Origin of the sequence: Asanoa iriomotensis, assembly GCF_016862515.1 — a bacterium.
GTDB classification, from domain to species: Bacteria; Actinomycetota; Actinomycetes; order Mycobacteriales; family Micromonosporaceae; genus Asanoa; species Asanoa iriomotensis.
In genome coordinates this window covers 1-10,870 of sequence record NZ_BONC01000123.1, presented here as the reverse complement: position 1 = coordinate 10,870, position 10,870 = coordinate 1, and the positions used below count along the sequence as shown (strand labels likewise).

At 70.8% G+C, this 10,870-nt stretch carries 16 protein-coding genes; 15 read left to right on the top strand and 1 reads right to left on the bottom strand.

Translation table 11 applies throughout. From position 1 onward, the window contains the following. The 10 genes from Air01nite_RS39355 to Air01nite_RS39310 form a co-directional block, all read left to right on the top strand. Positions 1–362: hypothetical protein (locus Air01nite_RS39355; RefSeq protein WP_203708519.1), on the top strand; the 362-nt coding region annotated here is incomplete at its 5' end. A 141-nt stretch (positions 363–503) separates the two neighbouring features. Next, entirely contained in the window at positions 504–1,205 is a 702-nt protein-coding gene (locus Air01nite_RS39350; protein ID WP_203708518.1) for a GGDEF domain-containing protein, read from the top strand. Further along, positions 1,202–1,492 carry a hypothetical protein gene (locus Air01nite_RS39345; protein ID WP_203708517.1) on the top strand — a complete coding sequence of 97 codons (291 nt, stop codon included), beginning with the start codon at positions 1,202–1,204 and terminating at the stop codon, positions 1,490–1,492. The genes Air01nite_RS39350 and Air01nite_RS39345 overlap by 4 nt, the downstream gene beginning before the upstream one ends. Next, positions 1,489–1,947 carry a hypothetical protein gene (locus Air01nite_RS39340; RefSeq protein ID WP_203708516.1) on the top strand — a complete coding sequence of 153 codons (459 nt, stop codon included), beginning with the start codon at positions 1,489–1,491 and terminating at the stop codon, positions 1,945–1,947. Before Air01nite_RS39345 ends, Air01nite_RS39340 begins: the two co-directional genes overlap by 4 nt. Beyond that, positions 1,944–2,795 (top strand): hypothetical protein, encoded by an 852-nt coding sequence (locus Air01nite_RS39335; protein ID WP_203708515.1) that lies wholly within the window; start codon positions 1,944–1,946, stop codon positions 2,793–2,795. Before Air01nite_RS39340 ends, Air01nite_RS39335 begins: the two co-directional genes overlap by 4 nt. 34 nt (positions 2,796–2,829) lie before the next feature. After that, on the top strand, positions 2,830–3,588 hold the full coding sequence (locus Air01nite_RS39330) for a hypothetical protein (protein ID WP_203708514.1): 759 nt from the start codon (positions 2,830–2,832) through the stop codon (positions 3,586–3,588). Positions 3,589–3,710: 122 nt separating this feature from the next. Next, positions 3,711–4,310 carry a hypothetical protein gene (locus tag Air01nite_RS39325; protein WP_203708513.1) on the top strand — a complete coding sequence of 200 codons (600 nt, stop codon included), beginning with the start codon at positions 3,711–3,713 and terminating at the stop codon, positions 4,308–4,310. A gap of 71 nt (positions 4,311–4,381) precedes the next feature. Then, a complete protein-coding gene (locus Air01nite_RS39320) occupies positions 4,382–4,714 on the top strand; it encodes a hypothetical protein (protein ID WP_203708512.1) in 333 nt (110 codons plus the stop codon). Between the two features lie 149 nt (positions 4,715–4,863). Further along, entirely contained in the window at positions 4,864–5,976 is a 1,113-nt protein-coding gene (locus Air01nite_RS39315; protein ID WP_203708511.1) for a hypothetical protein, read from the top strand. A 139-nt stretch (positions 5,977–6,115) separates the two neighbouring features. Then, entirely contained in the window at positions 6,116–7,159 is a 1,044-nt protein-coding gene (locus Air01nite_RS39310) for a M23 family metallopeptidase (protein ID WP_203708510.1), read from the top strand. A 37-nt stretch (positions 7,160–7,196) separates the two neighbouring features. On the opposite strand, the gene Air01nite_RS39305 is transcribed toward Air01nite_RS39310, so the two are convergent. Next, on the bottom strand, positions 7,197–7,586 hold the full coding sequence (locus tag Air01nite_RS39305; protein ID WP_203708509.1) for a hypothetical protein: 390 nt from the start codon (positions 7,584–7,586) through the stop codon (positions 7,197–7,199). A 178-nt stretch (positions 7,587–7,764) separates the two neighbouring features. Between Air01nite_RS39305 and Air01nite_RS39300 the strand changes: the two genes are divergently transcribed. The 5 genes from Air01nite_RS39300 to Air01nite_RS39280 all read left to right on the top strand — a co-directional run. Then, the gene (locus Air01nite_RS39300) at positions 7,765–8,820 is read left to right on the top strand and encodes an ArdC-like ssDNA-binding domain-containing protein (RefSeq protein ID WP_203708508.1); all 1,056 of its coding nucleotides are present in this window, start codon (positions 7,765–7,767) and stop codon (positions 8,818–8,820) included. Positions 8,821–8,916: 96 nt separating this feature from the next. Beyond that, complete coding sequence (locus Air01nite_RS39295) at positions 8,917–9,390, top strand: hypothetical protein (RefSeq protein ID WP_203708507.1); 474 nt, start codon at positions 8,917–8,919, stop codon at positions 9,388–9,390. A gap of 94 nt (positions 9,391–9,484) precedes the next feature. After that, entirely contained in the window at positions 9,485–10,066 is a 582-nt protein-coding gene (locus Air01nite_RS39290) for a hypothetical protein (RefSeq protein ID WP_203708506.1), read from the top strand. Continuing rightward, positions 10,063–10,620 (top strand): hypothetical protein, encoded by a 558-nt coding sequence (locus Air01nite_RS39285; protein ID WP_203708505.1) that lies wholly within the window; start codon positions 10,063–10,065, stop codon positions 10,618–10,620. Before Air01nite_RS39290 ends, Air01nite_RS39285 begins: the two co-directional genes overlap by 4 nt. After that, positions 10,617–10,870 (top strand): hypothetical protein (locus Air01nite_RS39280; protein WP_203708504.1); only part of this gene is annotated, 254 nt, incomplete at its 3' end. The genes Air01nite_RS39285 and Air01nite_RS39280, both read left to right, overlap by 4 nt.

Here is a 10,870-nt window from a genome sequence, read left to right as displayed (position 1 = left end):
TGCACCAGGGCTTCGACGACTTCACCGCCGACGCCGCAACCAGCGGCACCGACGCCGCCGTCGAAGCACTCGCCCACGTCGCCGCCATCCTCAACCGCGAACACGCCAACCTGCTGCGCGCGACCGCATACCCGCCCTCGGATGCCACCGACGAAACCGACAACGACGGCGCGTTCACCGTGGTCGGGGTGTGGGTCGACGACGAACCGATCCCGGTCGGCGTGATCGCTGGACGCCACGACGTCAGCGGCGGCGACGGCGAGCGGTTCGGCCAGGGTGTCTGGGCGGCCACCGTCGACGCCGACGACGAGCGCGACGCCGAGCAGGCCGCCGTCGCCGTCGTGCGCGAACACGACCAGTAACCCAACGGCCCGCGCAGCGGGCAGGCCCAGCCGGGCCCTCTCCGCAGGGATCACCCTGCACACCTTCGCGAGGTGAGGGCAGCCGGCTGCTACCGGCTGCCCTCGGTACCTCCTCGTCCTCGTCACCAGGAGGCATCACCAGTGTTCACCATCCTGACCGTCGCAGCCGTTGCGGCCGTCGTCGCCATGTTGGGCGGCTGGGCCGGTTACCGACTCGGCACCCGCCGTATGGCCACCCTGCAAACGGCCCTCGACGTCGCGGTGCGCACCGCCACCACCGACCCGCTCACCGGGCTGGCCAACCGCAGCGCGCTGACCCGGCGGCTCGCCCAGCTCGACCGGGAACGGCGGCCGTTCGTGCTGGCCATCGTGAACCTCGACCGGTTCTCCACCACCAACCAGTGGGGCTACCGCATCGGCGACCAGCTGCTGGTCCTGCAGGCCGCACAGCTGCGCCACGCCGCCACCCAGCGCGGCGGCACCGTCTACCGGCTCGTCGCCGACGAGTTCGCGGTCGTCTGGCCGGCCACTGCCGGGGTCACCGTTGACGCCGCCGCCGAGCTGCCCGCCGGCGTCCTCGCCGCGCTGCGCGGATCGGTCGAGCTGCGCATCGACAGCCGGGCGGTGTATGTCCACACGAGCGCTACCGCCGGCGTCACCGTCTCCGAGCATCTCGGCACCGGTGATCCCACCTCGCGGATGCTCCGCAACGCCGACACCGCCCTGCAGCACGGCAAGCGCACCGCGCCCGGAACCGCGGTGCGGTGGCGACCCGGGCTGGCCGCGCTGCCCCGCCCCCGCCGCGACAGCCGCCCCGGCACCCCGACGGCAGGTGTGCGATGAGCGCCACGGTCACGGCCCTGGACCATCTGCTGTCCGTCTTCGGTACCCACACGCGGGTCGAGCAGCTCGAAGAGTTCCTCCGCACGGTCTCCGGACACCACACCGAGCTCGCCGAGCATCTGCGCGGCCAGCTCGACGCGGGCGGCTTCACGCACGCGCACAGCCTGATCACCCCGGCCGGCGCCCGGCAGCTGGCCACTATCCACGACGCCAGTGCCGCCGACGCCATTGCCATGGCCGATTCCATCGCGCAAGCCCTGAACCCCGACACCGAGGAGGACCAGTGACCACCCGGACGACCCTGACCAATCCGTGGACCGTCGCTGTCGCCGACAGCGGCAGTCCGAGTCATCCGTCCATCGCCTACGTCATCGCCGCGCACGACCGCGCCGACGCGATCGCCCGCGTCCACGCCCACCACAGCACCGTGACCGGGTGCCGCGCCGAGCAGATCCTGACCGTCGCCGCCGACCCGGGAGTGCCGCCGGCCGACGCCTGGTACGGATGGACCGACCTGCGCGGTATCAAGGCCCTGCGGCTGGTGATCGAGCCCGCCGAGGTCCGCGAACTGGCCCGGCTGCGGCTTCGTCTGCGGCGCTGGAACGCCATGATGGCGCCCTACTACGCCGCGGAAGACGCCGACGCCGCGGAGATCCCGCCGTCGGCGTGGCACGCCTACGACGATGAAGCCGAGGCCATCTGCGACGCCGTCGACTCGCTGCTCGGGGCGGTGCGCGCATGACCGGGACAGCGATGGCCACCGAACCCGTGTACGGGCTCATCGAGTGGGACGGGTCCTACCGGCCGACGGTGATCGTCGGTTGCTGCTTCGACGCCGTCGTCCGCGACATCATCGCCATCTTCACCGCCGTGGTGGCCACCGGCGGCGCGGTCGGCAGCCCGGAGTTCCAGCAGCAGCATCCGCTGCCGGACCCGCACGCGTCGGGCGAGATCATCGCCGACTGGCTCGACGCGCTGCGCGAAGACACCACCGTGCCGTACGTGACCCTGCTGGACGCGACGGACCTCGTGCACACCGGCCACAACCTGCTCGTCGTGGACCGGTACGCCGCCAACCCTTACGTGAGCCGCCGCATCGAACGGCAGCCCGCCGCCGTCGCGCACGAGCCGGGACGTGTGCCCACGGTGGTGAGTGCACCGCCGACCGTCGTCAACGGATACCCAGTGGTGGCCGCGGTCGCCGAGCGCGAGGACGCCGGCAGTTGGATTGTCATCTGCCGTCGCACCGAGCGGATGCCGGACTGGGCCGCCGACACCGCCTGGTACGTCACCTGGCGGGCGTGGCACGCCGGCGGACGCTGGCACGCCGAGCGCGGCGACTACGGCCCGCACCATGGGCTGACCTGGGCCCAGGCCCAGCAGTCGCTGCTGCGCCGGCTCGACCTTCCCACCCCCTCGCAAAGGCCGGCGGTCGACCCCGACGTGTACCTGCGCGCCGACGACGACGGCGACTGGCTGACCTGCCCGTCCTGCCACGAACCGATCACCATGCTGACCGGCGGCGACCGTCTGGGCTCCCTGCTCGCCGAGGTCACGTCCCACCGCTGCGACCCCGCTACCACGCCCTGACAACCCCGACGCCGCTAACAGGAAGGACACCCACGTGACAACACTGAAGACCCGGGTGCGGGTCTACAGCCACACCCTGCTGCACCAGTCGCAGGACCGCTCCGGCCGCTGGCGCATCGGCTACCTTGCCGACCCGGCCGACCAGCCCGGCCAGATCCGGGTCAGCCGGGCCGTCGCCGCGCAGATCTGCCGCGACCTGGAGCAGCTGCGCACCGAAGCGATCGACGACGCCATGGCCAGCGCCGAGTGCTACGAGGACGCCCTCGCCCAAGCCGACGCCACCCTGCCCCGGCTACACCTGGCCGGCGAACACCTGGTCGCCGACTGGCGACACGTCGAAGGCGACAGCGACGCCCTGCGCAGCACCGGTCCCGACCCCGACGGCCGCTACACCATCGGCCTCGGGCTGGACTGGCGCCAGGTCACGGCGAACCGCTGCGACGCCGTCCGCGACGACAGCACCGGGCTGTCCCCGACCTCGGCCGCGTACGAGGCCTACATCGGCTGCTTCAGCGACCCCACGATGGCGCTGCTCGACTTCGCCGGGCGGGCCGGCATCGCGGTTGCCTACCTCGACCGCGGCGCCATCGAAGCCGACAGCCGGCCCCTCACGGACGACGAATGGGACCGCCTCACCTACCAGCTCGACAGCTACGACCAACACGTGTCCGACAGCGGCGACCTCAATGCGGCCTTCCTCGACCACATCTTCGCCGCCGCCGGTGTCGAACGCTTCCCCGACGAGGACACCGACAACACCGGTGCCACCGACGCACACCGCACCGGCCAGTAACCCCTGCGGCGTGAGCCGCACCCGCTAGCAGCCAAGACCCCTCAAGGGCATCGCCGACTCCGGTCGCCCTTGACGGGCGACCGGTCGGCGATGCCCTCCACAGTGGATGGAGAGCACAGCGCATGACTACGACAACATCTGGCAGCCACCGATCCGACAGCGCCGACCCGGCCGCCCTGTTCGCCGCGATCGAGGCGGAAGCCGGCTCGCTGTTCGCGGCCATGGAGTGGGCCGACGACGAGATCGCCGCAGCCGTCCGCCGCCACCCCGCCCAGGCCGACCTGCTCTACCACGCCTTCGGCGTGCTGATGCCGCGCGACATCGGCCCGGGCATGAACGCCGAATTCGTCTACCGCGGCCATGCCCGGGAACTGCTGGACCGCGTCGCCGCCGGCACCGACCTGTGCCCGGCGACCGCGGCCGAGATCTGCCTGACCCTGGCGGAGGTCAGTCAGCAGGCCCCGATGCACGGATCAGGCGCCGGCCTGTACTTCCGGATGTGGCTGACCGCGTTCCCCGAGCACCTCGTCACCGCCGACCAGGCCGACAACCAGAGCCACTACGAGCATCTCTACGGGCCGCAGATCGACGAGCTGGAAGCCACGATGCGACGCAAGGCCGCCGACACCGGTCGGCAGCTCGGCGACATCGAGTGCGAGGGACGTCACCACGGCCGATCCGTCAGCTGCCGGTTCACCAGCAGCCGACGCCCCGCGCCGTGATCGCCCGAGACGAGCTGCGTGACGCGACAGAACCGGCGTCACATGATCGCTTCGGTCCGCCTGTCGCGACCGTGCACGACCTGACGCCGGATCACGCCGACAGCTGCCTGCCTGACGCGGCGACAGCACGTGCGCGGTGTCTCCGGCCGGACGACACGACCGCGTCTGACACGAGGACGACCGCCACGTCTACCACCCGGCCACGGCTGCCTTACGGGCAGCTGAAGCCGCTGATCCTGACGCACCTGCGCACCTATCCGCACCTGGCGTTCACGCCTTGGGAACTGGCCAAGGTTCTGGGCCGCTCGCACGGCACGATCCGGCGCATTCTGCTGCGCCTGGCCGAGACCGGCGAGGTCGACCAGACCAGCCAACGCCCGGCCCGCTTCCAGCACCACAGCTGATCCCGCACCACTCGCGGGACGCACAGCCGAACCCGATTCGGCCCAGCGTCCCGTACGGGGCGCTGGGCCCTGCACATCTGCAGGAGGAAACCCGTGTCCCACAACGCCATCGCCCGCCGCACCCCGACCGGATGTGCCGCATGGGCCCGATGACCGCCACCCGCAACGACCACATGCTCGGCCGCGCCGCGGAGCACGCCGCCTGGGCGTTCTACACCGTCGCTGCGCTGGGCTCGTCGATCGGACAGATCTGGGTCGGCGTCGAGACCCCGCCGTGGCCGGACGGCATGCCGCTGTGGCTGCGCGCGATCCTGGCGCTGCCGTTCGCGGTCGTGATCGACCTCGGCGGCGTCGTCTGCTCCGGCTTCGCCGACACCCGCCAGCGCCTCGGTGAGAACGCGTACGGCTGGAGGATTCTGTCGGCCGGCTCGGTCACCCTGGCCGTCGGCATCAACATCGTCGGCCACGCCGGATCTCCCTACCTGGCAACGGTGTTCGGCGGTCTCGGTGTCTTCGCCTACACCGTATGGCTGCTGCACTCCTCGGCCCGACGCCGCGACGCGCTGCGCGCCGCCGGGAAGCTCGCCACCACCCCGCCGTCCTACGGGCTGCTGCAGTGGTGGCGCGAACCGGCCATCACCCGGCGCGCGAAGAACCTCGCGCTCGAATACGACTACACCCTGCACGAGTCCCTCGCCGAAGCGCGCATCCAACTGCGCACCGAAGCCCGTAGGGCCGCACTGGCCAGCCACATCGAGGCCCGGATCCGGTCCCGGCACGACACCGACCCGATCCTCGCGGCGATCGCGGCGACCACCACACCCGTCGACGACGTCGCCGACGCCCTCATGGCCATGATCGACACGAGGGGTTGGGCGCGGGCGATCGCCAACGAGATCCAGCCACCCGACAGCGGTCAGCCCATCGCCGAGCAGGCAGCCGCGAGCGAACCAGCGGACCGAGTGGCCGCCGCCGGCCACCACGCCCAGCAGCCGGCCCTGAACGCCTCACTGCTGCGCTACATCCCCACCCAGCAGGCGGACTACGACCGCTGGCGCGAGATCTGGCAGGCCATGCTCCACGCCCCCGACGCCTCCAACCAGGACATCGCCAACCAGTTCGACGTGTCCACGCGCACGGCGCAGCGCATCCGCCTGACCGGCCAGGCCAACCTCCTCAACTCCCCGGCCACACCGGTGGCCCGTATCGCCGCACTCGCCTCCAGCAACGGCCACCTGCCGCTGCTGCCGGCAACCTCCTGAACCCCGCCGTGGTGCGGACGGATCGGCTTCCCGCCGGCCGCCCGCACCACGGTCGCGCCCAGGAGTGGTTGCCGGCTCCCGTCCGGCAACCACTCCAGAAGGGCACGGCCATGCACGCCCACGAACCCCAGAGCCGGTCATGACCGGCCGTCTGCTCGCCATCATCACCGCCTGCGTCCTAGGCGTGGCGTTCATCTGCGTAGCCGGCGTCGCCGGAATCGGCGGTGCCGCGTCGGCGTGCACGCTGCTGCCGGCGCTGCCGGGCTCGACCAGCCGCTACGACGCCGACCAGATGCGCAACGCCGCGATCATCGTCGGCGTCGGCGCCCGCCGGGGCATCCCACCCCGGGGACAGGTCATCGCCGTGGCCACCGCTATGCAGGAGTCGAACCTGCACAACCTCGGCAACCTCGGCGAGGACAACGACCACGACAGCCTCGGCCTGTTCCAGCAGCGTCCCAGCCAGGGATGGGGCACCCCGACCCAGATCATGAACCCCGAGTATGCCGCCGGGAAGTTCTACGACAAGCTGCTCACCATCGCCGGCTGGCAGACCATGACGCTGACCGAAGCCGCTCAGGCCGTACAGCGCAGCGGCTATCCCGACGCCTATGCCAAGCACGAACCCGACGCAACCGCGATCGTCGCCGCGGTGTCCGGTCTCGCGCCGGGCGGTGCACCGGCCGGAGCAGCCGAAGACTGCGCCAGCGTCGCCGGCTGGATGAAACCCGTCCCCGGGCCGATCGTGTCGCCGTTCGGGCAGCGCGACGGGCGCCTGCACGCTGGCGTCGACATCGGCGCGGCGAAAGGCACCCCGATCCACGCCGCCGCGAGCGGAGTGGTCGTCAGGGTCCGCTGCAACGCCCACCTGGTCGACGGCGGCCCGTACTCGTGCGACGTCGACGGTGACCCCGTCAAGGTGCAGGGCTGCGGCTGGTACGCGGAGATCCAGCACGCCGACAAGACCGTGACCCGGTACTGCCACATGGTGTCCCGGCCGGTGGTCGACGTCGGTCAGACGGTGGCCGTCGGGCAGGTCATCGGCATGGTCGGATCCAGCGGCCACTCCAGTGGCCCACACCTGCATCTGGAAACGCACCTCGGCGCTCCGGCCAGCAACATCAACGCCGTCGATCCGATCGCATTCTTCCGCGAGCGGATGGTCGACCTCACTCAGCCGTGAGTAACACGGCCGATGGCGGCACAAGGGCCGCTGCGGCTTACCGGTCCTCGTCGTCGAGGTCGTCGAGGTCGTCGTACCCCTTGAGCTCGGCGACCAGGTCGACCTCGTCCGGCGCCCACGTATCCAGGTACCCAGGCGCGGTCGAACGGGCGTAGGCAAGCCAGGCGATGACCTGCCCGAACCGCGGATCGCCGCCCTCGGCCAACACCTGCTCGGCAAGGTCAACGACCTTCGACGCCGAGGCAATGCCCGACACCTGATCCATCGCCAACCTGGCCACCACCGATCCACCCGGTGTCCCGGCTGCGTCGCGGGCGGTGTCCAAAAGCCTCGTGCGGTCATGGTCGAAGCACTGGCGCAGCCAGCCGGTCATCTCCTCTGTCACCGGCCGATCGTCGCATCCACCTGATGCCGCAGCAATCGCCATCGCTCGATGGTGTGCGGCCTGCACTCAGCACCGGTCGTCTCCTGACGACCGGTCACCGGCATCACCGCCGACCCGGAACGTCCGGGTCTCGGCCCCATCCATGTGCCTACGGGCAGGCTTGGGGCCGACGGTCCCCGCCTGTCCGCCGCCACATGGCGGAGAGAGGACGGACCGAATCATGGCACGTCGCCAGGCCCGTAGTGAACAGTCCGAGCAGGAGCGCGCGGAGCTCCTCGACAAGATCAAGGCCGACTTCGACGCCCGGCTGGCCCGGCTGGCCGCCGATCCGGCCGAGTGGGTCACATTCATCGAGACCGTCGCCAGCTTCGGCGCCCAGTACACCCTCAACAACCAGTTCCTGCTGCTGATGCAGGCCGAGGAACGGCAGATGACCCCGACCTTCTTCCTGCCGTTCGGCAACAAGGCCGGCACCAGCGGCTGGAAGAAGCACAAGCGCAGCGTGCGCAAGGGTGAGAAGGCGTTCAAGGTCTGGGCGCCGATCCGGCGCCGGCCCACCGAGGAGGAAGCCCAGAAGTGGGAGGCCGAAGGCCGCAAGGTCCAGCGTGACGAGCACGGGCGCCCGGTCAAGCAGGTGGTCGGGTTCCGGCTGTCGTCGACGTTCGACCTGTCGCAGACCGACGGGGAACCGTTCCAGGTGCCCACCGTGCAGCGGGCTCGCCGGATCAAGACCGCTGGCGGTCAGACGCCACAGCTGCTCGACGGAGAGGACCCGACCGGCGTCTACGACGACATCGTCAAGCTCATCAAAGACGCCGGCTACGCGTTCGACCTGGCGGCGCCCGGCAGCCAGTACCTGGGCAAGGCGAACGGGGTAACCGTCACCGGCCTCGGTGTGCGGCAGGTCCTGGTCCGCGATGACGTGTCGCCGGCCCAGCGCACGAAGACCTCGATGCACGAGCTGGCGCACATTCGCTGCGACCACACCACCGGGGTACGCCTCGGCGAAGATCTGCACCGCGGCCGGAAGGAAACCGAGGCCGAAAGCGTCGCCCACCTGTGCTGCCAGGCGCTCGGCCTGGACACGCAGATCTACAGCGACGCCTACGTGCTCGGCTGGGCCAACGGCGACATGGACCTGGTCAAGGAATGCGCGCAGACCGTGCTGCGCGTCGCCAAGGCCATCCTCGCCGACCTGGCCCCTGCCGACACCACGTCGTCCGCCACCGACGACGCCGAGGACGGCGACGCTGAGGACGGCGACACCGCCCAGTAGTCCCACCTGTTCGGTCGGCCCGGCCGCGAACGTGCGCACGTGGCCGAGGCCACAACCGTGCGCAGTAACGGCCGGGCCTCACCTCCTGGAGGCCTGATGACACCACGGTTCGAGCCCACCTTCGACATGTACGGCGCCGCCCCACCCGACGGGGACTGGGAGTACGTCGTCGATGACTACGGCATCACCTACGGGCCTGGCTGGTGGCCCTACCACCGCGACGGAAAGCCGGGCACCATCCGCGTCGCACCGGACATCGAGTTCCGGTCCTGGCGCAACGAATACGTCCTGATCAGCCCCAGCCGCACGGAGCCAGCCGCGGCCGTCGCCCGGCTCCATCTGTTCGTCCGGCCACAAGGCATGGGCGCGATGACCGTCGCGGCGCAGCTCGGCATCGACATCCGGCAGCGCACCGTCGCAGTGCCCGACGGGCTGCCCGAACAGCTGCGCGAGCAGGCAGGCGTCAAAGGCCGCCGGCTCCTGGACCTGATCTTGGCTGGTCGCACCGACCGGCGTCGCGGCGCCGCCCGGCCGCGCACCGCAGCCGACCTCGCCCAAGCGCAGCGCTAACAGCACCTCCGACCGGCCTGCCACGGCCGGACACGCACGCAGGCCACCACCCCGGCAGGGGCCGTGGCCTGCCTCCATTTCGAGGAGGACCTTCATGAACAACGAACCCGCGGCCCGCCCCCAGAATCCCGCGAGCCGGCCACCCGCCGACCTCAGCCACCTGCACCCCGACAACGTGCGGATCGGCAGCATCGCCGTGTTCGCCGGTGGCTGGGCCTGGACCGGGCAGCCGCCCCGTATCCCTGTCGGTTTCGTCGGCACCCTCATCGACTACTGGAACGGCTGGGCGGTATGGCGATGCACCCGCGAGGTCGCCGAAGCCGTGGTCGCCGACCAGCAGCGACTGCGCGACGCCGAACGTGACCGCCTGGCCGAGATGGGCATGACGGGCACCGATCTCGACCACGCCGTGGACGAAAGCGCCCCGCCGTTGCGATTCGACGGCGACGACCTCGTCCTCGACGAGACGGTGCTGTACGGCGAATCTGCCGTAGACCGGCACAGCCCCGGCCCGGACGGGCGGTACTGCCCGATGGGCTTCCACTGGACCTGGACCATCGCCGACCAGCACCCCGACCTGACCCAGTTCGTCTGGCAGGTCTGGACCGGTCGCCGGTGGCGGCTCATCGGCATCGTCGACGTGCCCCGTGACAGCACCCCGGCCGGTGCCCGATGACCGACACCCGCATGCCGCCGATTCCCAGCCGGGTGACCGTCGATGAGTTCCCAGTGATCTCCGCAGTCCGGTACGGCACCGGCACGGACCCCGTCGAGTACATCGTCATCGTCGACTGTGGCGAGGGCACCCCGACCCACCGGTACGCCACGCTGCACCTGTACGTGCGGCCGGGCGAGGTCAAAGCCCGTGACGGCGAATACGACCTGACCTGGCAGCAGGCCCGCCGCAGCCTGGCCGACCGCGCCGGCCTGATCCCGGTCCCGCACGTCGAGGTCGTGGTGCTGTCCCGCGAGCCCGGCGTCTGCGATGAGATGGCCGCCTTCGTCGACGGCGAGCCGGCCTCGCCGACCGGTCCACCGGCACGGGTCACCGGGCACGTGCTCTTCCTCGACACCGACGACGAGGAGCACTGGTGGATGGTGGCCGCCCTGCGCGGCATCAGCCATCTCTCGCCTGCTGCCCAGCAGCGGATCACCGACGAGGTCACCCGCATCGCCGCCGAGCGCGGCATCGATCTCGACCAGCTCAGTGAGGAGTACGACCAGCTATGAGCGGACGCACCAGCGATGCGGCCCCCGCCATTGAGCGGTGGATCTACGGCGGGCTGCGCCTCAACGGCCCCAAGCAGGTCCACGCCTGGATTCCCGAGCCCGCGAACGAGGCGGTCGGCGAGGAGCTCTGGTACGGGCACAAGGGCACCTGGGTCGTCGGCGGGATCTATCACGCCAATGTCGCGCGGCACGACCGGGGCGTGAGCCTGTACGGCAAGCCCAGCCTGTGGTTGCAGCGCTACGAGGACCG

What these genes read in the sequence shown, in the direction of transcription:
- Air01nite_RS39345 (WP_203708517.1), top strand. Translation starts at nt 1,202, where the DNA reads ATGAGCGCCACGGTCACGGCCCTGGACCATCTGCTGTCCGTCTTCGGT.
- Air01nite_RS39335 (WP_203708515.1), top strand. Translation starts at nt 1,944, where the DNA reads ATGACCGGGACAGCGATGGCCACCGAACCCGTGTACGGGCTCATCGAG.
- Air01nite_RS39325 (WP_203708513.1), top strand. Translation starts at nt 3,711, where the DNA reads ATGACTACGACAACATCTGGCAGCCACCGATCCGACAGCGCCGACCCG.
- Air01nite_RS39315 (WP_203708511.1), top strand. Translation starts at nt 4,864, where the DNA reads ATGACCGCCACCCGCAACGACCACATGCTCGGCCGCGCCGCGGAGCAC.
- Air01nite_RS39310 (WP_203708510.1), top strand. Translation starts at nt 6,116, where the DNA reads ATGACCGGCCGTCTGCTCGCCATCATCACCGCCTGCGTCCTAGGCGTG.
- Air01nite_RS39305 (WP_203708509.1), bottom strand. Translation starts at nt 7,586, where the DNA reads ATGGCGATTGCTGCGGCATCAGGTGGATGCGACGATCGGCCGGTGACA.
- Air01nite_RS39300 (WP_203708508.1), top strand. Translation starts at nt 7,765, where the DNA reads ATGGCACGTCGCCAGGCCCGTAGTGAACAGTCCGAGCAGGAGCGCGCG.
- Air01nite_RS39295 (WP_203708507.1), top strand. Translation starts at nt 8,917, where the DNA reads ATGACACCACGGTTCGAGCCCACCTTCGACATGTACGGCGCCGCCCCA.
- Air01nite_RS39290 (WP_203708506.1), top strand. Translation starts at nt 9,485, where the DNA reads ATGAACAACGAACCCGCGGCCCGCCCCCAGAATCCCGCGAGCCGGCCA.
- Air01nite_RS39285 (WP_203708505.1), top strand. Translation starts at nt 10,063, where the DNA reads ATGACCGACACCCGCATGCCGCCGATTCCCAGCCGGGTGACCGTCGAT.